Raw genomic sequence first — 22,267 nt, 5'->3', positions numbered from 1 at the left:
GGCAAACGTAACATTAGGTAACTAAATCATTGATGAAAATACTCCATGCCTAAAGTAGTAGTGGTGTGGCACACCTAATTTGATGGATGAGAGTTACAAAAAAGAAACTGTAGGGTGACTGAACGATTGGCTGGTTTCAAAGGCACAATTGAACAAAGGGCGCAAGGATTGTGCCCCTACAGATGGGATATAAGGTTACCCGCTAGATTGTAGAGATGTTGCCAACAACATCTCTATTCATATCAAATATTGATCAGCGCTCTAATATTACTCACATCAAAGTCGAGTTTAGCAAAGTCTTGCTTGTGATTTAACAGAATCGTGCGGAATTCGGCGGGAATATCCCCATCTTCATTCTTGATGATGTATCCGTACTTAATTGCCGTTAGCACATTCACCAAATAGAGAAGCTGCGTCGCTTCGGCTGAGTCGGGAGAGATTACCGGATCATCCTCACTCCCAAAGCTACCATTTCGCAAGGCTAGGGAATTATAAAACACTTCCCCACCTGCATCAGTTTGGGAATCATTAACCCAGGAATGCCACAAGGTAACGTGGAAAATCACAAACCGACAGAATTGTTTCAAGGTTTCCATATCATTGGCATCAGGTTTGTCCGATTGAGTCACTGGACTAACCAGTTTTAGACTGCCATTGATGGTTCGTCTTGAATTGTTCGGTTTAGTCAGTTCATTGGTATCATACCATTCATAAGCATCGCTGCCATTCCCTCCACTATCTTTTCCGGGTTCATAATCCACACTATGGCTAACCAAATCATCAGATAAGCGATGAATTTCAATCCACTCTCGTTCAATCTCATCCTGATATTTTTGGAAAAATACCTCAATGTATTCCGTCAAAAGCTGCCAATAAAGATTAGCTATCTTGGCATAAGTATGCGTCTCACATAAAGGCTGACGAGGTTGCCAACCTTTCCAATCCAACTTCGCCATTGTTTCATGGCAGATCTGAACCACACTCTCTGCTACCAAAGGTCCTGCGGTGGTGACATAGCCAACATTTGGGTCTACCAACACAGTATCAGCCCGTCGATTGATGTTAATTAAACTTTTTAGATGAGGAATCAACATCAGGCGGAGCGGATTTTTTCTCAAGTTACGGAAGGCAGCAACTGTATATTGCTCCATCTGCAAATGAGCTTTGATATAGTGTTCAATTAATTCAGCCGCGTAGAACGTATTGGTGCGGAAAATTCGCTTTGCTTGCAACCATTTTTCACCATCATTGGGAGTATAGGTGAGCGGTTCTTTGAGGGGAGAAAAGGGATCGTAGGAATCAGGATGTCGGCTTTGAATGGTAATCGAAGTGGGTAATAATTTGCCCTCTTTTATCTCAAATGTCGCCTCAACGTTGTGCAGGTCATGAATTTTATCTTTTTCGTAAGCATCCCAGTTGAACGTCACCTTGTACTCATTCGGTTTACTCTTACTTTTTTTCGGTAAGCAGGGATTCATCCCATTGAGAACCCGCAGTCCAAAGAATTCATCACTTCGGGTGTAGCCTGGATTTTTTCGTTCTAGCTCAATCGTGGAATTCGGCGGATAATCGGCTTGGATTTCCTGAAGGGAAGGTTTGTTCGGGTTAAGTGTATTTGCAATAACATGCTTTGCTTTAATCGGGGTCAAATGATTCGCCGCTTCATAGCCTTGCAGTTTGCGACCAATCGGATCTTCATCCGGTGTTCCCTCTAAATCGGTAAACAGAATGCGGGGGAATGGGTTGGTGGGGTTGTATAGCCAGTATGGAACGGTGCAGGTGCCAAAGTCATACTCTTTTTGCGTGACATTGTCCGGTCCTTTAATCGTGTAGGCAAGACGCTTGGCAAGAACCACTTCATTGTTAGTATCGAAGCTGGTGCGAATTTCGATCACTCTCAATTCTAAATCAGGTATATCTTTAAAGCCAGCTTGTTCTGGATCATAGTAAATCTCAAAATAACCATTGCGATCGGTGATCCCTTTCCCTAAATACTCTTCGGGAGTGCCAATATCTCGATCCCATACCTCGACTTCCATATTATGCAAGGGGTTTTGCGTATCACTGAAGACGAGTTGACCCACAACTTTACTTAGTTCAAACTGTTGTTTTTCGGCTTTTTTCTTGAGTTTTTGTTGAGCCGCCGCCGTGTTAAGGAGTCGGAGTTTTAAAACTTGTAATAGCTCTTGAACAATAGTTTGCGACTTTGTCATTTTAATTCCTTGCCTCAAAAAATGGTTTTTGGGTTTATTTTTGCCTGTTTGATGATGGAAAATTCCCTAATTTTTACTCTAACGCTTACTGGGTAAAACTTAACCTATTCTACAATTTGTTAACCGAGCGCTGATTGGAAAATAACGAACTACCAAGGCAATTAACAAAAAAGTAGCCCTTTGTCAATGCTTTATCCCGATCAAGCTAAAAAATATAGGGCGTCTAAATCAGTTATGAAATAAAAATCCTTAATAGGACTAAATTTTCAACCCCATCGGTTTTCACAAATCATTGAGACTGGCTATAAGATTTCTATCTTTAGGCAGATTCATAGTGTATACTATTTTGAGCAGTGTTTCAAGTCTGTTCAAGATTCTTTAGATTCTATATTTTTATAAATTTATGTAAATTTTTATTTCGGGATCTACCCAAGAAACAGCGGAAAGCCATAAAGTGCAATAAGTGTAATGAACTTCTTTATTGAATTTGATTGTTTTTAGCGAATAAGGATGGAAAATCAAAAGATACTCGAAGCCCATGAGCGTCAACTTAAGTTTTCACGCCTCTTGGCGAAAATTGGTCGGAATAATCCCCTTGGCAAACTCATTTGTTTAAGGGCTTATTTTTTAGACCTTCCGGTACTAACTCAGCAATGGCGGGATTATTTGTATGTGCGGAAGGAACAGATCTCGGATAAATTTCTCGGTCTAGATCAGGCAATCATTCATACCTCTTACGCCGATGCAAAAAGATTAGTTGAAACGGTTCCTCAACAACGGGACAATTATTTAGGACCATTGAAAATAAATGCTCGCAGTTTCTTCCTAGGTAATCCCTTGAGTTTAGGAACCAACGGTAATGAACATGCCGGAATTCGCGCCTTATTCTTTCACGCCTTGCCAAAACCCGAAGAAACGACAGAGGTATTAGCAACGCTCGCCAATCAAGGACTGGCTAGCGTTGCTAAGCAGGGAACAATGAACGTGAAAACAGACCTACCCAAAATAATTGTAGCGCTGTTACACGAACTCGTTTTTAACCTAAAATTATCTGAGGCAGAAATTGCGGGATCAGCAGCCTACAGCGCTAATCTTGGCTTAGCCACAGTTCCCAATATTGTTCATAACACACTCTTGAGAAAGAAGACACAACCGCACATTCAGCATCGCCAACGTTTAATAGAATCTTACAAGAAATCACCCAAATATCAGGAGTATCTGGCGTTTGGGGCAACACATCAGTTAAACGAACAGCAGGTTGCTAACAGTCTGTTTGATATGATCCACGTTGCTGGAACGGCGGGTACAAGTGACCTACTTGCCTCAGTTTTCAGCGTTTTATGTCAAAATGAACCCTTGAGAGCAAATGTTATCTCTGAGATAGATGCAGTTTGGAATTGTCAAGACACCCCGAACGCCCAAACATTAGCCCAACTCCAATTAACCGAAAAAGTCATTCTTGAAACAGCACGTCTGTACCCACCCGTTCGTTTTCTTAATCAAATGTCTACGGAAGCGATGGAGGTAGAAATTGGGGGTCAGCGATGTCCCTTCCAAAAGGGAACTCGCCTTGTTGCTTCTGTCTTTACTGCTCATCGTGATCCCAAAAAATATGAAAGTCCGGATACGTTCAAAACAACACGCGATCACAGCGATATTTTATCGTGGAATGGCTCAAACCCGGAACGCAACTGTCCGGGTAGAGCCTTGTCTATTGCCCTAGTTAAGCTATTTTGTTTATATGCACTCAAGCATTATCAATGGCGTTCATTTTCTGGGGGAGAGTGGGACATGAAAAAGTTTGCTCCTTTCAAACCCAATCTGGTGCTTGATGGTTTTGCTCGACGCTCCGATTAACTGTCTGTCTTTGGCTTAACGACTATCCGTTTTACCTCAATCAACAATACGCCCAACAAATTATGGCAACAATTGAAACTCGGCAACTTAATAATATTGCCACTTGGATGAGACAAGACAGGGGAACAGATTTACCCGACATTCTTAAAGGGGTGTTCTTCATGGATGGCAATCCTTTTCCCGATGATTGCCTAACATTGGAGGGCGGGAAATGGGACGTGAGTAGCCGAACGTTACTTGTTCCCGTTTTTGCCCCATTTCAGTGGACATTTGGTGTTTCTGATGGTGGACGTCGATTACTCAATGTGGTTAATTTCACCAAGTTAACTTATAAAGTTGAGTTTGATCAAACGTTCCACCATGCCCAAATTACTCCCATTGTATTCGGATTCGGTTTACCTAAGTGGATTGCAGAATTCACCATGACTCAACTTGATAGCGACATGAAGGGAAATACCTGGGAGAGAAAAAACTCGTGGTTCTTAGGACTCTCCAACGCTTGGGGATATACACTCAGAAAGATTTTGGATCAAAATCGTCAGTATACTCCCACATTCTATAATGTGCAGTCGAAAATCCCCAGTGAGTTTTTGGTGATTACTCAGAATTAGTAAACTTGGAAAACCAAAGTAGAGGTGATTAATGAATCGCCTCTACAGTCAAAACAGCTATAGCAATCCTATATAGGATTGCTATATAATTTCTCGCTAGACCAATTGAGCCTGAATCTAATATCCCAAGGTTAAAGCACCGGGACGTCGGGGGTCAGATGCACCTTTTAAGGTTTGATCAACCAACATAATACTTTGGGTACTTCCCATGGTATTGGTGAGAGTAATCTGATGTCCTTTTTCCTCTAACAGACGAATGGTGTCTTTATTTAATCCTGGTTCAATCATCAACTCATCAGGAAACCATTGATGATGCACACGAACCGCATTAGTTGCTGTGGCAATATTCATGTCATGATCGATAACATTTAAAATAATCTGCAAAACCGTCGTGATAATTCGACTACCACCCGGACTCCCCGTCACCAGAAAAGGTTTTCCTTCTTTTAATACAATCGTTGGCGTCATAGAACTGAGCATCCGTTTTTCCGGTTCAATGGCGTTAAATTCTCCACCAATCAAACCAAAAGCATTGGGGACTCCTGGCTTGGCTGAGAAGTCATCCATTTCGTTGTTGAGCAGAATCCCTGTCCCAGGAACCGTTATTTTACTGCCATAACTGAAGTTTAAGGTGTAAGTATTCGCCACAGCATTTCCCTGATTATCCATAACTGAATAATGAGTAGTATTGTTGCTTTCAATAAACGGATTAGGATTTCCGGGGGCAATTGTTTGACTGGGCGTTGCTTGATTTAGATTTATTTTGCGGCGTAGCTGATTGGCATAGGGTTTAGAGATTAACCCAGAAATGGGGACAGAAACAAAATCAGTATCCCCTAAATATTTAGACCGATCCGCATAAGCTAGTTTCATGCTTTCGGTGATTAAATGAATGGTTTGGGCGGTATTTTGTCCCAGTTCACCTAGGGGAAATGCTTCTAAGATATTCAGCAATTGTATCAGATGAATTCCCCCAGAACTGGGCGGTGGCATGGAATAAATTTCATAGCCACGATAGGTACCCCGAATCGGTTCTCGGATAACAGGTTGATAATCCGCTAAATCCCCTTGAGAAATCAAGCCACCATTGGCTTCCATGTTTGCCACAATCGCCTCTGCGATCGCGCCGTGGTAAAATGCCTTTGATCCTTCCCTGGCAATCAATCTCAAACTCTGCGCTAAATCCCTTTGCACCAGAATTTCGCCAATCTGATACGGTTCTCCCCCTGGTTTATAAAAGATAGTCCAACTCGCCGGATAAGCCTGCATCCGTTCTTTCACAGCAATTAGGGAACGATGTAAGTATTCGGAAACAGGGAACCCATTTTCAGCTAATTCAATCGCAGGTTGTAACGCCCGTGCTAAAGAAATTGTCCCGTATTTTTCCAGTGCCATTGTTAATCCAGCAACCGTTCCAGGAACACCAACAGCTAAATAACTATGGCGAGATTTTTCTGGCTCAACCTCACCCGTTTCATCCAGAAACATAGTACGGGTTGCGGCTTTGGGGGCTTTTTCTCGATAATCAATGGCAATGGTTTTATTTTCATCAGCTAAATGAACGAGCATAAATCCACCACCGCCAATATTTCCCGCACTGGGTAAGGTGACTGCCATGGTAAATCCCATGGTTACGGCAGCATCAATGGCATTTCCGCCCTCTTTTAATACCGCTAAACCGGCTTGTGTGGCATAGCTTTCTTGAGAGGAAACCATGCCATTTTCTGCAATAACCGGATGAAAGATGTCTCGGGGGCTATAAATGGGGACATCTTGAGCGACAACCTGGGTACAAATCAGACTTACTGTAGCCAGGATAATCAGGATTTGTTTTTTATAGTGAGAAAAACGATAAATTCGGATACTGGGTATTTTGATAATTTGATGAAAACGTTTTAAAATTAGCATGGAATACGGTAGTTTGTTCACCCTTGCGGACTGGATGATCCTATCAGATCAGATTACCCCATTGATCAGTGTTCCAGACGTAGTATACTACGTCTGGAACAGGGGGGGATTGTATCAGGAAAGCGCGATCGCAACCGAACGACTATTCTATGCGATCGCTCATCAGTTTGGGGGTTTCCAGCTTTGTCCCCAGACTCGTACCTGTCGGATTAGCGTTGACAGGGGAGGTGCGCTTAAGCGGGACAACAATTCTCTCGCGGTACAGGTTTGCCCGTTTTTGGATTAGTTCCTTTTCGTCAGGGTGTTCGTAAACCACTGCACCTTTACTTTGCGCTGCCAAAATTTTGCAGGCAAAATAGTTTACCATAAACCGATCCTGTTTAAAGGTTGCTCCCGCTTGCAGGATATCCTTTTTCGCCGGATAATGTTCGGTTAATTCCTTCGGGCATTCTTGCAACCACTGCTCAACCCCTTGAGCATAAGCCCTCGCCACTTGCTCTTGACTAATCTGCCAAGTATCATCCTTGCGCCGTAGGCTAAATTTACCATAGTAACCCACGGCTTGTACTTCTTTATTGTCCTTTGCGATCGCGGATACAATGTCACCCTGATTCAGAGGCGTTCCACCGGGATGGTTATGGATGACAATCTGATCGTGATCGGATTCTTTCCCTTTCGATTTTTTCGATTTCTTGGGTGGAAACACTGGAATATTTGCCGCGTTATACCCAAAACGTTCCGTTTGTTTCAGTTGCGTCTGGATATCTGCGGTTTCCTTGGATGAAGTGGATGCCTTTTTGGGGGAACCAAAGGGGCGCGTCTGGAAGAGATTGGTGACAGGTAACTTAGCAAGTCTAGCTTGGATACCCTTCCCGAAGGAGCGTGCCAAAGGGTACGTCTGTAACGAACTTGGTGCTGGGATAAACTCATCTTCCCCAGACCGTTTTTTGCGGATTCGTCGTCGGATACCCATAACCCCCTCCAAATTTAACTGGAGATATACTTGATATCTATCATTATTTTATGATTATGTCAAGTTTTATCGCCAAGCTAAAGTTACTTCTTCTCAGACTTTTATTGTGTCCACCTACTGATAAAACATCTGAAACTCTACCCCAGAATCAGTCAATCGTTGTTTCAATGCAGAATGATGCTCATCCGTACAAGCTAACAAAACATGAAACGCTGTTGGTTGTTCGTCTTCGTTGACGATTTGGGGTTGCGTCAGCCATGTCTCATGAGCATCCGATAACACTTCCATCAAGATCTGGAAATCCTTTTGTGGGGCGTCTTGTAAAAGCAAATTAGCCTGATTTACCATTAACAGATAAGCTTCCCCATCGAGCCAACTGAGATCCGTAATGCCTTCGTCAAAAGCATCCCAGTTTTCGCCAAAGTAGTAGGGAAACTGAAGGGCTGCACCTATTTCATTGAAAAAGTCAGGTGCTGTTTTACTTTTATTGCCCCTAATCATCCGAATCGCCGCCCGTGGATAATCTGATGTTAACTGAAGATACAAGTCAGCAAAAGCCGATTCATTTGCCACTTGAACATAGAATATTGGTGGCTTCGGTTTGAAAAGCGGTTCATAATCCACTGAGCATTACGTCAGTGTTTTGTACTAGGAATGGTAAAGTAGGCACGAACACCTGATAGTTGGTGAGAGCCAATGACAAGACTCGCATAGTTAGCTTGTCGTACATTAAGCTGTGTACCCCATTTGATCGGGAGTCTAGCTTGATTAGCTACACCGATACTGGTGAGCATCTCTGAAACAAGCCCAAGTCGAACACCCGCGTAGTCAATTTTAGCTCCAATTGTCGGTTTGCCATCCTTGATCCTCCAAGAAAAGTAGAGAGTTTCGGGTCGTGAGGCACCCAGCAAACGATGTAAGGGCAGAAATTTTTCAATACCATCTTCCGTAACACCCGTTTTCGCAAGCGCCTGCTGCAAGCGATCGCGGTCATGTTGTTCCTCTCCGGGAACGAGATAGGTGGTGAAAAATACGCTAAAACTGGGAGGAGACGTGGCATCGGCTGCCAGAATATGAGTGTAATCCTTTTCAAAGATTTGAGCTAATCCTGAAATCTGCGCGATCGCTTCTTTACCCACACCCCATTGTGCCAAAAAGTACTCAACTTCCGACAGCGGAATTGCGCCCCGAATGTACATCTCTCCTCCGGAAACTGACCCAGCGATTGGCAGCTTCATTCCCACAACATAACCCGCTCCAAAATTAGCCAGGGCAATCATTGTGGCACAATCTGGCTCAGGGGTTCCTCGGTCTTTTAATATTGCCAAAAACTCATCCACCGCGTTGGGGTCTTCGCTTAAGGTGATCAGATCAACGTGTTTCTGATCAGACCGCAACTCCAACTCTGTATATTCAGCCAGAGGATTCCTGAGTCTGTGTAACACTTCGTCGATATCTTGGGTAACCTTCAGACTCTGAAGTGAGCAGAGTTGTCTGAGCCGTTCAATGTCCATTACTATTCCTGACCAGCGGACAATAGGGATTATACCAGTCAACAGTCTGACGTTAACTGGAGGCAAGAAATAATCTTCTTATGTTTTTATTGTTCGTACCGCCGCTGAAGAATAGTACCATCCTGTCCGGAAATAATATAATGAGGACCTCCTCCAACCACTGCTGGATCTTTTAGGTTGTAATCAACGCGCCAATTTTCCCCATCAGCTTCAATGGTGACTTCATAAATCGATAAGTCTTGATATACTCGCGCTGCATCTTCACGGGCGATTTCCAGAACTCTTTCTTTTGTAATTTGCATTTTTTGTTCCTCCTTATCAAGGTTTTGTACAACTTGATAAGCATTTACTCCGAAGATGCCAAGACTTAATAAAGTCAACGCAATTATCAAAATAGCCGTTTTTTTTTAAATTCATAACCAATCGATTCAACATCGTAAACACCTTTCTTAGTAACTATTTATTCTTGAATTTATGAACTATATTTCGTCATAACTTCCATCTTTTCGAGCCTGTGGAGCAACTCCTCCAGAAGAGCCAGGAAAACCTCGATTTCCAGCTAAATGGAGTCTTTGGTTGGGACCAAAGGTGAAATCACCGATATCGGAACGTACAAGACCAGGAACACCTGCCCATGCTCCGTGTGCATGATCTTGTGTACTTGGTCTGGGTTGCCAACCTTGTGATGTAGGATTTGGATGAGTGTGGAAATCTCCAACAACTATCGACTCATCTACTTGTGGTGGATTCCCCAGATCCAGCCTTGCCTGTGCACCAGCAGGCGCTCTTCGAGTAGAAATCTCACCTGTAACTAGATTCAGATATATCCAGCCTCCTTCTTCATGTCGATTTGTTGGATCATTCACTTGAGAATCTGTCCATGCAGCACCTAAGGCGCTTTGTACATTACCATTGGCTAGAAGTTCGTTTGCTGTAGGAGCTTGACGACCAAGCAATTCCACGCTCTTGGCGAAGTCATCCCAACTCAATTCAGCTAACATACTCCTTAGGAACGCAACATCAGCCAGCACCGCTTGCTTTTGGGCTACATCTGCATTATTTATTAGAGTGCGTATAGCTTGTGTATCTGCACCCCAACCACTCATTGCTACACGCAGCTTATTCTTAAGAGGGGCATTGAGATTACCCAGAATCACTAGCATATCGGCTCGACTCAACTCACTCGAAAGCCTCGATACCAGTGCCGCGTCATTCAAAATCCCCTGCTTTTCTGCATCCGATGCTGCCTGAGTCAGAGTCTTAATCGCCTCAGCATCGACTCCCCAACCATCCATCGCCGCATTTAGTTTGTCTCTCAGAGGCGCATTGAGGTTGCCTAAAACCGTCAACATATCGGCTCGACTCAATTCGCTTGAGAGTCGATTAACCAGTGCTGTGTCAGCTAAAACGGCTTTCTTCTCTGCGTCTTTGGCACTGGCTGTCAGATCCTTAATCAGCTGAGCATCACAACCCCAACCCTTCATTGCTGCATTCAGCTTTTGTTTAAGGGGAGCCTCCAGAGCATTGAGGGCTTGAATCATCTCACGGCGACTCAGTTTACTCTGAAGTTGACCCATCAGTTTAGAGTCAGCTAGTATCTGCTTCTTCTCGGAGGCAGACGCTTTACCTAGCAACTGCAAAATCTTGTCTGAATCTGCCCCCCAACCGCCCAATGCGTCTCTGAGTTCCTCAATGGTACTCTTAGACTTTTTTTTGTCTTTTTTTGCCGGATCATCATCGCGCTGAACAGTACCTGTCTGCTGAACAACATGAGTTAACTCATGGGCAATTAATTCCTGTCCATCCTTACTTCCAGGGTTGTATTCGCCCTGCTTGAAGAAAACATCTGATCCTGTTGTGAAAGCACGCGCCTGAATTGAGTGATTAAGCTGGTCAGATTGGCTATCAGTGTGTACTTTTACCCCGCTGAAATCAGCGCCAAACGCTTGCTCCATCGGTTCGCGGATATCCTCTGAGAGGGCTTGTCCCTGACCCCGCTTTTGTTGAATGGATTCTTCTAAGTTAACGGAGGCATTTGTACTCCCTGTTCCCGATTGGGATTTCCTCATTAACTTTGGGCTAATTTTTTTTTTCTCTTCCTCTTCAGGAGAAATACCTTGACGCTGGATAGTGTCAGATTCGAGTTTGGCACTAACGGGAGTTTCTTCCTCTTCTTCTGGTGGTAGAGTTTCCCGTTGTAGTGTCCCTGATTCGAGTTTGGCACTAACGGGAGTTCCCTCTTCCTCTTCTTCTGGTGGTAAAGCTTCCCGTTGTAGTGTTCCTGATTCGAGTTTGGCACTAACGGGAGTTTCCTCTTCCTCTTCTTCTGGTGGTAGAGTTTCCCGTTGTACTGTCTTACCCTGAACCGACGGCTGACTCTGAGGCGAATTAATCTGATTAACGACTTGAGACGCTACTTGATCCGCTTCCTGCTCATACTTATCATTCGGTTCTCCAATCGTCAGCTTTGCCTGAATTGGTGTAGCGCTACTCGAAGGTACGGTGGGAATATTAGCGGCATTATAGCCAAAGCTTTCTGCCTGTTTGAGTTGAGCTTGGAGATCTGTCATCTCTTGTCTAGGCGTAGATGCCTGCTTGGGAGTCCCGAAGGGACGAGTTTGCAAGACATTGGTTGTTGGTAACTCTGCTCGTCTCGCCTGGATACCTTTACCGAAGGGGCGCGGTTGTAAAGGATTCCGTACTGGTAAAGAAGTCGATTCCCAGGATGTTTTTTTGTTAAGACGCCGTCGGCTACCCATGACCAGTCTTCCCAACTCAACTTGTGAATACTTAATATTATCCTGCACAAGTCCTTTTTGCAATTCGCGATCGCTCAAATTGTTACGGAACTTTAGGGAATAGTGATTGGGGATGGGTGAAGAGGTGACTAGGGGACTAGAAATGCAGTCGGTGTAATCACAATCGATTACTAGATTTGCACAAAACTATCACACCAGCCACAAAGAAGGGCGGGTTTTGTTGAAAGGTTATCAGTAGATACTCAAATTAAACGGCTAAACCCGCCCCTACACACAATCAATTGACAAGACGTGCCATGGTACGTCTCTACATGAATTGTTACAATCCCTAAACCCATCCCCTGATTTCCACATCGGTTAATGGTCGCTCTAGTTTCACATATTCACTCTTAGTGGCTTGTAAAATATGTTTCATCTGCACGGCTTCCCCAGCATCTGCCGCGATAAATGCTGCATTCATGGCAATACTCCGGATATTACCGCCCGCTACATTCAGTTTTGCCAATTTCCGATAATCCAGTTTCTCAGTTGGTGTCTGTTTGGGAAATATGCGTTGCCAAATTTCTTTACGTTGCTCAGCGCTGGGGAAGGGAAATTGAACGATGAAGCGAATCCGGCGCATAAAGGCTTGGTCTAATGCACTTTTGATATTGGTCGTTAAAATTGCCAATCCTCGATAGGATTCCATGCGTTGCAATAGGTAACTGACTTCAATATTGGCATGGCGATCATGAGAATCTTTTACCTCAGAACGCTTACCAAATAAGGCGTCGGCTTCATCGAATAAAAGAATCGATCCGCCTCCTTCTGCGGCATCAAAAACCCGGCGTAAGTTCTTTTCAGTTTCACCAATATATTTACTAATAACTGAACTGAGGTCGATCCGATAAACATCCAATCGTAACTCTTTGCCGATCACCTCTGCTGCCATAGTTTTCCCGGTTCCACTCGCCCCCGCAAATAGAGCGCTAATTCCCAGCCCACGGCTGCTTTTTCCGGCAAATCCCCAACTTTCATACACCTTCATCCGGTGGCGTACATGGGTGACAATTTCTTGCAATACAGTGCGTTCAATATCCGGCAAAATTAAATCGTCCCAAGTGGCGGCTGTGTCAATTCGTTGGGCTAATTCTTCCATGCGGGGACGGGCTTGAATACAGCATACGTCCCACAATTTAGTGGTAATGGGTGGGATGACGGATGAGTTATCAATGTCTTCGTTTATGAGTTGCTCGTCTTCTTCCTGTGTCTCGATATTCATTCCTTTGAGGGTTAAGCAAGCCGTATGAATATCGGGAGCACTGAGGTTAAATGTAGACACTAATAGGTTGATTGAAGGCTGAAGTTTGGGGGCTTTATCGGCTAAAGCGTTTTGCCAAATTAAACGCTGCTCGTCGCTTGTGGGATGATGGACATCTATAGTAATGATCGGACGCTGGCGTTGGCGGCGGCGATCGCGACTCGTGACAATTAAGGGTGTGTTGAGGCTTTCGATGAAACGAGCGATCGCGCTTTCTCTGGCTGGATCATTGGTTTCGAGATGATCGCAGTTGAACAACAGAACCGTGCTACTTAATGCCCATTCCCGTTCATAGAGTATCTTAACAATATTAAGTTGACTGGTATCCGTGGGTAGAGATTCAGCAGAAAGAGCATGGAGATTAATCCCTAGATGATCGCATACAGCTTTTGCGATCGCACGTTTACTGGTGACATCCTCCCCACATAGCTGCACCACCGGGAATGTACCCTCGCCCACCTGTAACCAGGTTGTAGCGATTTGTTGGACACTTTGCTGATGAGAGGATACCAAAATACCCGGTAAAGGCATGGGTTCCTCCATAATCGCCAAGCGCTCATCAATATATTGAACGCCGCGCAGGTAATGCAAAATCCGCTCATCAATCCGTAGTGAACTATTGGTTAAAGTCACCCCTTCACCCACGTCAATTAACCGCCAGCGACGCAACGGTGCATCTGGCGACAGCGCCCCCCAATGTCCGTCGGGTAATATGTCCAACCCTAGAGCAAATGTGGGATACTTTAATTGCTCATTACTCTGAGCGATGCCGCAGAGTAACCCCCAAGAGGCATCAAATTCCATCCCAGCACATAAGAGCAGCAAATCTCGCTCAAATGAGGATAGCCCAAACATTTGGCAAAGCTGATTTAACAAGGGAGGCGGTGAAACAGACGTGTCGGGCTGATGGTACAAACCATTCCCATTCGGATAGAAGCCATTGGTTAAGGTGAGAGAGATACCGGTGGTGACTTGATCACTCTTGCGTTCCAACCCTTGGCGCACTCGCGCAATCTCTCCCATCAAATACTGCTGATTGGCTTCTAACCAGCTTTCGGTTTCATTGAGCCGGGATACAGACATTGGCATCTTTAAGGGCAGCAATATTCACCATGATATAGTGTATTCCCTGTTCCCTAACGAATGACCACTGACCAATGACCAATAATGCGTATTCTTTTGGTTGATGATGAAGTTGAACTCACTGATCCCTTAAGCCGAGTCCTCAAGCGGGAGGGATACGAGGTTGATGTGGCTTACGAGGGACAATCCGGATACCAGTTAGCAATGCAAAGCGACTATGATTTACTTATTTTAGATTGGATGTTACCCCATCAGTCTGGGTTAGAGCTTTGCCAACAGTTGCGATCGCACCGGAAAACAACGCCTGTTCTTTTCCTTACGGCTAAAGATACTCTTGATGATCGGGTGATGGGGTTAGATGCTGGGGCTGATGATTATTTAGTTAAACCCTTTGAACTACGAGAATTACTGGCTCGGGTTCGTGCTCTGTTGCGGAGGAAGGCGGCGACGGAAACAAATGCGCCTATTCGGTTGCGCGTCGCTTCTTTAGAACTGGATGTGGAAAATCAGCTCGCCTATCGTAATGGACGATTAATTGAACTCTCGGAAAAAGAAACCCAGCTTCTGGACTATTTTATGCGTCATTCGGGTCAACTATTGACTCATGGGGAAATTTATCAACAGTTGTGGCAGGATGAGGCACAACCGAGTAGTAATGTCTTAGCTGCTTTAGTTCGCTTGTTACGCCGCAAAATAGAGGCTCTTGGTGAAGCCCCCCTGATTCACACGGTATACGGGAAGGGATATCGGTTTGGTGAGGGGAGTTAAGTTGAATGGTACTGACTGGTATGTTGGTGGGCAATGCCCACCCTACGCTATATCAAGAGTTTCGGCGAGCCAAAAATGCACGCTTTTCAGTGCCATTAGAGTTAAGTTCAACCGCAAGAAACTACTTACAGATCAACTCTCCTAATGCTTTTTTTCTCAACAGTCCCTATTGGGTTGATTCGGGGATATTCAGCTAGCATCCGTCTAGCTAATTAAGAATAATTATAGACAATGCTCAAGTTCTTCCCCGTTGGTTGGCATAGAAATGCTGCCCGACTTAAAAAATATTGACAATTTTTGTTGCTTTAACATAACTATGGGTTTGGCGCTAGGATTTGGATCTTACTTTATCAACACTTCACATAAATTCTCTCAAGAGAGAATTATACTGTGAGATAAGGGTATATACGGGGTGTAACGATGAATAGCATCTACTCAAAAATTTCTTTCAGAGCAGCTGAAGTTGCTTTAGGCGTTGGTTTAGCCACTGTGGGTATGTTTCTCGTTTCGGGTGTTGCCAGTGCCGCTACAGTCACGAGTCTACCCAACTTAACCGATGACGATTTCGATGGGTTAATTGATAGTGGGGAATTTACCGAAGTCTTCGTTGCTGAGGGGCGAGTTGGTAATAACAGTTTGAACACGGCTGAGCGAGAGTTAGGGATTAATGATAAAGCTGGAAACCCTGTGAAGTCAGCACAGTTTGAATGGGGGAATGGTATAGAATACGATTTCACATTGAACTACGATGGCTCAATGGTCAATTATAATGTTGGCGGAACACTACTAAGCAGCCAAGCTTTTAGCGATCCAATCGACACGATATACATCCGTACAAAATCAGTTGTTAATGGAAATACTTCTAGTAGCTTTAGTAAGGTCGAGGGTAAGTCTTTCAACAATTTACCTTTAAGCTTTTCTTCTGTAGCTCAGGATGGCGGTGTAAACTATCTGCGGATTAGCGATATCTCAGAATCCTTTGAACTTAAAGGTACAGTGAGCTTCAGTTGGACTGGAGATCAACCGACTCGCTCTAACCTTGCGTATCAAATCCAAGTGGGTAACAGCGAACCTGTTCCCGAACCCTTGACTATTCTCGGTTCAGGTGTAGCGCTGGGATTTGGTGCTTTTTTGAAAAAAGAGTCTTCCAGAAAGCAAAATAAGGTAAAATAACCAGGACGTTTGGTGAGTTTGTCTGTGTTCACCTACTTAGTTACTCTAGAATAGGGGGATTTTTACGTCATAAGCGATGGTGAAAGCCCTCGTGATTTATCCGAGGGATGAAACGAGAGGACTAATCAAAAATGATGGATAAACTGCCAATTAGGGCTGGTATCGTCGGAACTGGATATGCCGCCAACCAACGGGCGCAAACCTTGCAGGCGGATGCGCGATCGCAGCTAGTGGTTGTCAGTGGACATACCCCGGAAACAGTGCAAGACTTTGTACAACGTCACCAAACCAGCGCTGTCGAATCTTGGCAACAGGTGGTGGCACATCCAGAGGTGGATTTAGTCTTTGTTTGTACGATTAATCGCGATCATGGGGCGATTGTCAGGGCGGCTTTAACCGCAGGGAAGCATGTTGTCGTCGAATATCCCATTTCCCTTGATCCAACAGAAGCCCAATCCCTAATTGCCCTCGCCCAAACTCAAGGCAAACTTCTACATGTGGAACATATTGAGCTATTGGGCGGCTTACATCAAGCCTTACAGCAATCGCTACCAGAGATTGGCACTCCCTTTTATGCCCGATATGTCACAATTGTGCCGAAACAGCCAGCACCGCAGCGTTGGACATACCATCATGATTTATTTGGCTTTCCCTTTAAAGCCGCATTACCCCATATCCATCGATTTACTAATTTATTTGGCAACGTCGCAACAGTTAGCTGTAATGCTCAATTTTGGCAGAATTCAGACTATTATCGTGCCTGTCTATGTACGGCTCAATTACAGTTTGTCAAAGGTTTAATTGTCCAAGTTACCTATGGTAAAGGAGAAATATTCTGGCAGAAATTACGAACCTTTGAAGTCCACGGCGATCAAGGCACGCTGGTGTTTGATGGCGATCAAGGCAAATTAATTAGAGCAGAGCAAGAACAACCTATCCCTGTAGCAGGGCGTCGCGGTTTATTTGTTAAAGATACGGAAATGGTATTGGATCATCTGGTGGATGGAAAGCCTCTGTATGTGTCAAGTGCAGCCAGTTTATATGCGCTTCAGGTTGGAGACGCCGCTTGCCAATCTGCCAAAACAAATCAAACGATTCTTTTAAAGTAGAGTCCTAAACCCGCCCCTTCTTTTGGCAAAACCTATAACCATTAATCTAGTTCAACTTGTACTTCCACGCGATCAATACCACTGCTTAAATTCTCGTGTCTGCGGAAATTGATCGGACTGATAGGTGGAGATAAGGGTTCGTTAATTGAGATTTCCACGTCTTCCATTACTTGCCAGTCACCACCTACTTGGTTGTTAAACTCAATCTGGTTACCACCCGTTCCTCTCCATGCTATCGCTGGATCATTTAAAAAGAACTGGTCAAAATCATCCCTGAGAGTTCTCTGTTCAATGCCTGTTAGGGATTCACCGGATAGGGTAACGTCTTCGGCGTTGGTAGTGACTGGTGATTGAGCCGATACAGGGTTTGCTAAGCCGAAAATAGCGGTTAAAATTCCTATAGCTGTAAGATATTTATATCGCATTGGTGTTCTCTCCCATGAGAGTTTGTTACATTTTTATTATTTTTAACTAGAGTCAGGTTTACCTCTATCAGAGGAAACGATAATTGACAAAGAGGTATCCCCAAGAAGATAGATTTTTCTTTCTTTAGTTGTGGTTCAATCACCCCTCCCTGTCTTCAAGAAAGAAGCGATCGCGCCGTCTACCACGTCCCATTTGTGTCAACTTAAGCTGGGGAAGCCATGTAGAGACGTTGCCATAGCACTATGACAAGATCCCGATGTAGGGGCAGGTTTGACCGATAACCTGACTAAACCCGCCTTTCTAGGTGCACAGGGAGCAAACATAAGACATAAGACGAATGCTAACTGGGGTAACCTCAGCCGACGCACTAGCCGGAATTTGAAAATAGGTTGATGTATAAATTGAATGGACAAGAGGATGAGTAAACCGTGAATCTATCGGTACAAGTCGTTCCCAGAACCTTTGGACATCAAGGGGAAATGAGGTATGAGTTTACTCAGGCAGATGAGTTAGTCGGTGTGGCATCTGTCTGTGCGGATGAAACATCATATTTTATCAATTTCTTGAATGTTATGCCTGGTAATCGTGGCAAAGGGTACGGTTCTAAAATCTTGGAAATGCTTTGCCAGATGTTGGATGATAAACCGATTACTCTAGAATTGGACAAGGGTAGTCCTTTTGGCATGGAAAATTTACGAACCTGGTACAGTAGACATGGTTTTGTGTCAACGGATGACGATTGGATGATACGCCATCCGTCTGGTAGCCACATACATCAAGCCTGAAATGGGTTGTACAAAAGAAGGCAGAAGGCTCCAAGGCAGAGGGCAGAAGATTTTAAGGTGGATGATATCGGCTTATTGCTAACGGTATTGGATCAGGTATTTGTACATCACACTGTAATGACAGCATAACAATAGGACTTACGCAAAGCCTCTATTTTTAGTGGCGTGACCCAGCTAAAATGATGGATTAGATTGGCAGATTTTATGGGCGCACGCCATGCGCCCCTACAGTTTCTGGATAGAATTTTAATACACCAAATTAGGTGTGTCACGCCCAAAAAGAGAGCGAATGAGTTATTGTTTTAACCTAACTTGTCACAAACCCGACAACCCTGATCATGCCAGATTTTGCTCTGCCTGTGGGTCAAGATTACTTTTAGGCGATCGCTACCGTGCCATGGAGTTGATTAGTCAGGGGGGTATTGGTCGTACCTTTAGGGCAATTGACGAATATAAGTCTGGATTATCCCCTTGTATTATCAAACAGTTTTCACCCACCAATCAAGGTACAACCAATATCGAGAAAGCGGCTGCATCCTTTCGTCAAGAAGCCGCCCGATTACAAAATCTAGGCGAACACCCCCAGATTCCTCGACTGCTGGCTTATTTTGAACCCAATCCGCAAATGGGAACAGCGGGTGCGATCGTGCAATGCTTAGTGGAGGGAGAAAGCTTAGCCCAACAATTCGCTAAAGAAGGGGCATTTAAGGAAACCCAGATTCGTCATATCTTGGCACAACTGCTGCCTGTCTTACAGTATATTCATTCTCATCAGGTGATTCACCGCGATATTAATCCAGCTAATATTATTCGTTCTCCAGATACAGGAATAGAGACAGAGGCAGAGAAACTGGTTCTCGTCGATTTTAGTGCCGCAAAATTGACTACGAAAACAGCATTAGCCCGAACCGGAACGGTTATTGGTTCTGCTGCTTACGCCGCCCCGGAACAACTGATGGGCAAAGCGGTGACGAGTAGTGATTTGTATAGTTTAGGGGTGACTTGTATTCATTTACTGACCAATGTTCATCCCTTTGATTTATTCAACAGTTTAGAAGGAATGTGGGTGTGGCAAGATTACCTGATCGAACCCATTAGCGATCAGCTTAAGCAAACCTTGACTAAAATGCTAGAGGGGGCGGTGAAGCGGCGTTATCAATCAGCAGCCCAGATTCTCCAGGATTTGAATTTAAGCCAAGAATTAGCCCCATTATTTTCAGTCCCTTCCCCTGTTTCATCGATGACGCCAAACACGCTAACACCGATGTGGCAATGTGTACAGACATTGCGGGGTCATTCGAGTTCGATTCATGCGATCGCCTTTCATCCGGATGGACAGATGCTGGCTAGTGGTGGTGCGGATCGTAGCGTTAAACTGTGGCATCTGGATAGTGGTGTATCCCATTGTACCCTTTCTGGGCATTCTAACTTAATTGATGCCGTTGTTTTTAGTCCAGATGGACAGTTTTTAGTCAGTGGTAGTTGGGATCACACGCTTAAAGTTTGGCAATTAAGTACCCAAACCTTAAAGCATACCCTGAAGCAACATTCAGGTTGGATTAAGTCAGTTGCTATCAGTTTAGATGGCAAGATTCTCGCCAGTGGGAGTGCTGATCAGCGGATTAAGGTTTGGAATTTCAAGACGCAGGATGTACAAAACAGCCTAGATGGTCATTCCAGCATGATTCAAACGGTTGCAATCAGTCCAGATAGACAAACCTTGGCAAGTGGTAGTGTAGATCGCACGATTAAACTTTGGAATTTAGCCACAGGTGAGATTCAGTTAACCCTACATGGACATACCGATGCCGTCAATTCACTCTTTTTTAGTCCTAGTGGTCAACTTTTAATCAGTGGTAGTTCAGATGGGACGATTCAAGTCTGGAACTTGAGGACAGGCAATATTTTATTAACACTGATTGGACATACAGATGCGGTTCATTCTGTGGCAATTAGCGCCAAAGGGAGTCTATTAATCAGTGGTAGTGCTGATGGAACCGTTAAACTTTGGCATCCGGGTAGTGGAAAACTTCTCCAGACGTTATCTGATCATGCAGCAGGTGTAATGTCTGTAGCAATTAGTCCAGATAGTTCAACCTTGGTGAGCGCGGCTCAAGATAAAACGATTAAAGTTTGGCAATTTATTTAATACTCTGTCCGGTTGAATACTTACACTTTGGTAGTGTCTAAGACTCTATGCTTCCAAGGGGAGGAGCTATTGTTGCAAGGTATAGCGAACTGTTGTTCCAGACGTTCCGGCGGAACGTCTCTACCAAATGATGTGTCCTAACTGCTATGGCGGTTGCTATAAAAGAAATTTTTGACAGACGTGCCATGGAACGTCTCTACCAAAAACACTAAGAAGCTGAGAGCCACCGTCTTTTAAGCGGTGGATGAAAGCGACTTAAGGGCTAAAGCCCTCTGTATCCCTGCTTCCATGTCCTATGAAACGCGCTATAATTTCATAGGAGGTAAACACAAGTGTTAAACCTGACATACGAATTTAAGGCAATCCCAACACCAGAGCAAGTCCAGACTATTGAACATACGCTAAGCATGTGTCGCCAAGTCTGGAATTTTGCTTTGCGTGAAAGGAAGGATTGGACAAATTCTCGTAAATGTCAGGTTAACGCTTGTTCGCTGGAATCAGAATACATCATCCCAGCAGATGCACCCTATCCTAACTATGCTCAACAATGTAGGACATTAACAAAAGCTAAAACCGAGTTTCCAGAGTTAGCAACCGTTAACGCTCAGGCATTGCAACAAGTCCTAAAAAGGCTGGAAGCGGCTGTTGTGGACATGAAGCGTAAGGGAATGGGTTTTCCTCGGTTTAAGAACAGATACCGGATGAGGTCTTTTGTTTACCCACAACTGGGGAAAGGTCAGCTTTTAAAAGGGAATCAAGTCAAGCTTCCCCAGTTAGGCTGGCTGGAATATGTTAAGTCGCGAGAAATCCCGGACGGGTTTGTTATGAAGCAAGCTCGAATCATTCGCAAAGCGTCTGGATACTTCGTGCAATTATCGCTAAAGTGTGATGTATCTATTCCCGATGTTATGGATGGTGGTCATCCGCTAGGGATAGACCTGGGATTAGACAAATTCGTTGCAACTTCTGATGGGCTTGTGGTTGATAGACCTCGATTTTTGAACTCGCTGCACCGGAAGCTGAAATTGCTCCAACGCAGATTGAAGCACAAAAAGAAAGGGTCAAGCAATCGCCACAAACTCAATAGAAAGATTGCTAGGTTGCATCAGCGCATTAGCGACACTCGGAAAGACTGGCACTTTAAATTAGCTCACAAGCTATGCGATGGGGCTGGAATGATATTCGTTGAAGATATCGATTTTCGAGTGTGGGCAAAGGGGATGCTTGGGAAACATACTTTAGATGCCGGATTTGGGCAGTTTGTCAGCATCCTCAAATGGGTGTGTTGGAAGCGTGGTGTGTACTTTGGTGAAGTGAACAAGGATTACACCTCCCAGGTCTGCCCTCAATGCGATGCCCATACAGGTAAGAAAAAACTTAGTGATAGGGTTCACTCTTGCCCTGAGTGCGGGTACACCACGCATCGCGATGTAGCGGCTGCACAGATTGTTAGAAATAGAGGATTGTCTGGGGTGGGACGCATCCTAGACGAAGAAAATGCTTGTGGAGACGGTCTGACGGGGACTGGCAACAGTCTAGTTAAGAGTCCGAGAAGCAGGAACAAGGGTGGAGAGGCGCGACTTCAGTCCGCCTCGTAACATCCTTTAAGAATCCCCTTGACTTTTAGTCAGGGGAGTCG

Annotated in this window: 17 protein-coding genes; 8 read left to right on the top strand and 9 right to left on the bottom strand. The window is 44.5% G+C overall.

Going from position 1 to position 22,267, the window contains the following annotated elements; translation table 11 throughout:
* Positions 1–242 precede the first annotated feature (242 nt).
* Complete coding sequence (locus tag RLO19_RS05875) at positions 243–2,213, bottom strand: lipoxygenase family protein (RefSeq protein WP_446354675.1); 1,971 nt, start codon at positions 2,211–2,213, stop codon at positions 243–245.
* Positions 2,214–2,723: 510 nt separating this feature from the next.
* Here RLO19_RS05875 and RLO19_RS05870 point away from each other — a divergent pair.
* Both RLO19_RS05870 and RLO19_RS05865 read left to right on the top strand, forming a co-directional pair.
* Complete coding sequence (locus RLO19_RS05870) at positions 2,724–4,070, top strand: cytochrome P450 (RefSeq protein ID WP_446354673.1); 1,347 nt, start codon at positions 2,724–2,726, stop codon at positions 4,068–4,070.
* Between the two features lie 62 nt (positions 4,071–4,132).
* Entirely contained in the window at positions 4,133–4,681 is a 549-nt protein-coding gene (locus tag RLO19_RS05865; RefSeq protein WP_446354671.1) for a hypothetical protein, read from the top strand.
* A 117-nt stretch (positions 4,682–4,798) separates the two neighbouring features.
* Here RLO19_RS05865 and ggt read toward each other — a convergent pair whose 3' ends face one another.
* The 7 genes from ggt to RLO19_RS05830 all read right to left on the bottom strand — a co-directional run bounded on the left by ggt (position 4,799) and on the right by RLO19_RS05830 (position 14,218).
* The gene (gene ggt / locus RLO19_RS05860; protein WP_446354669.1) at positions 4,799–6,589 is read right to left on the bottom strand and encodes a gamma-glutamyltransferase; all 1,791 of its coding nucleotides are present in this window, start codon (positions 6,587–6,589) and stop codon (positions 4,799–4,801) included.
* 142 nt (positions 6,590–6,731) lie between these two features.
* Complete coding sequence (locus RLO19_RS05855) at positions 6,732–7,562, bottom strand: hypothetical protein (RefSeq protein WP_446354668.1); 831 nt, start codon at positions 7,560–7,562, stop codon at positions 6,732–6,734.
* A 114-nt stretch (positions 7,563–7,676) separates the two neighbouring features.
* On the bottom strand, positions 7,677–8,186 hold the full coding sequence (locus RLO19_RS05850; RefSeq protein WP_446354666.1) for a barstar family protein: 510 nt from the start codon (positions 8,184–8,186) through the stop codon (positions 7,677–7,679).
* 11 nt (positions 8,187–8,197) lie between these two features.
* Entirely contained in the window at positions 8,198–9,076 is an 879-nt protein-coding gene (locus tag RLO19_RS05845; protein ID WP_446354664.1) for a hypothetical protein, read from the bottom strand.
* Between the two features lie 86 nt (positions 9,077–9,162).
* Positions 9,163–9,378 carry a hypothetical protein gene (locus RLO19_RS05840; protein WP_446354662.1) on the bottom strand — a complete coding sequence of 72 codons (216 nt, stop codon included), beginning with the start codon at positions 9,376–9,378 and terminating at the stop codon, positions 9,163–9,165.
* Positions 9,379–9,555: 177 nt separating this feature from the next.
* Positions 9,556–11,913: an eCIS core domain-containing protein gene (locus RLO19_RS05835; protein ID WP_446354661.1), complete on the bottom strand. Its 2,358-nt coding sequence runs from the start codon at positions 11,911–11,913 to the stop codon at positions 9,556–9,558.
* A 250-nt stretch (positions 11,914–12,163) separates the two neighbouring features.
* Entirely contained in the window at positions 12,164–14,218 is a 2,055-nt protein-coding gene (locus RLO19_RS05830) for an ATP-binding protein (protein ID WP_446354659.1), read from the bottom strand.
* Between the two features lie 84 nt (positions 14,219–14,302).
* On the opposite strand from RLO19_RS05830, the gene rppA reads away from it, so the two are divergent.
* From rppA to RLO19_RS05815, 3 genes are all read left to right on the top strand, one after another.
* Positions 14,303–14,986 carry a two-component system response regulator RppA gene (rppA, locus tag RLO19_RS05825; RefSeq protein ID WP_446354657.1) on the top strand — a complete coding sequence of 228 codons (684 nt, stop codon included), beginning with the start codon at positions 14,303–14,305 and terminating at the stop codon, positions 14,984–14,986.
* Between the two features lie 420 nt (positions 14,987–15,406).
* The gene (locus tag RLO19_RS05820; RefSeq protein WP_446354655.1) at positions 15,407–16,159 is read left to right on the top strand and encodes a PEP-CTERM sorting domain-containing protein; all 753 of its coding nucleotides are present in this window, start codon (positions 15,407–15,409) and stop codon (positions 16,157–16,159) included.
* Positions 16,160–16,290: 131 nt separating this feature from the next.
* Complete coding sequence (locus RLO19_RS05815; protein WP_446354653.1) at positions 16,291–17,268, top strand: Gfo/Idh/MocA family protein; 978 nt, start codon at positions 16,291–16,293, stop codon at positions 17,266–17,268.
* Between the two features lie 41 nt (positions 17,269–17,309).
* On the opposite strand, the gene RLO19_RS05810 is transcribed toward RLO19_RS05815, so the two are convergent.
* Positions 17,310–17,693 carry a hypothetical protein gene (locus tag RLO19_RS05810; RefSeq protein WP_446354651.1) on the bottom strand — a complete coding sequence of 128 codons (384 nt, stop codon included), beginning with the start codon at positions 17,691–17,693 and terminating at the stop codon, positions 17,310–17,312.
* A 429-nt stretch (positions 17,694–18,122) separates the two neighbouring features.
* Between RLO19_RS05810 and RLO19_RS05805 the strand changes: the two genes are divergently transcribed.
* From RLO19_RS05805 to RLO19_RS05795, 3 genes are all read left to right on the top strand, one after another.
* Positions 18,123–18,479 carry a GNAT family N-acetyltransferase gene (locus tag RLO19_RS05805; RefSeq protein ID WP_446354649.1) on the top strand — a complete coding sequence of 119 codons (357 nt, stop codon included), beginning with the start codon at positions 18,123–18,125 and terminating at the stop codon, positions 18,477–18,479.
* A 289-nt stretch (positions 18,480–18,768) separates the two neighbouring features.
* Positions 18,769–20,628, top strand: coding sequence for a protein kinase domain-containing protein (locus tag RLO19_RS05800; RefSeq protein WP_446354647.1), 1,860 nt, complete (start codon positions 18,769–18,771; stop codon positions 20,626–20,628).
* Positions 20,629–20,960: 332 nt separating this feature from the next.
* Positions 20,961–22,226, top strand: coding sequence for an RNA-guided endonuclease InsQ/TnpB family protein (locus tag RLO19_RS05795; RefSeq protein ID WP_446354645.1), 1,266 nt, complete (start codon positions 20,961–20,963; stop codon positions 22,224–22,226).
* Positions 22,227–22,267 lie beyond the last annotated feature (41 nt).

The sequence above is a fragment of the Coleofasciculus sp. G2-EDA-02 genome (assembly GCF_040226375.1).
Taxonomy (GTDB): Bacteria; Cyanobacteriota; Cyanobacteriia; order Cyanobacteriales; family Coleofasciculaceae; genus Coleofasciculus.
Note: the sequence above shows the minus strand (reverse complement) of the source record. Positions and strands in the feature narration are given on the sequence as shown.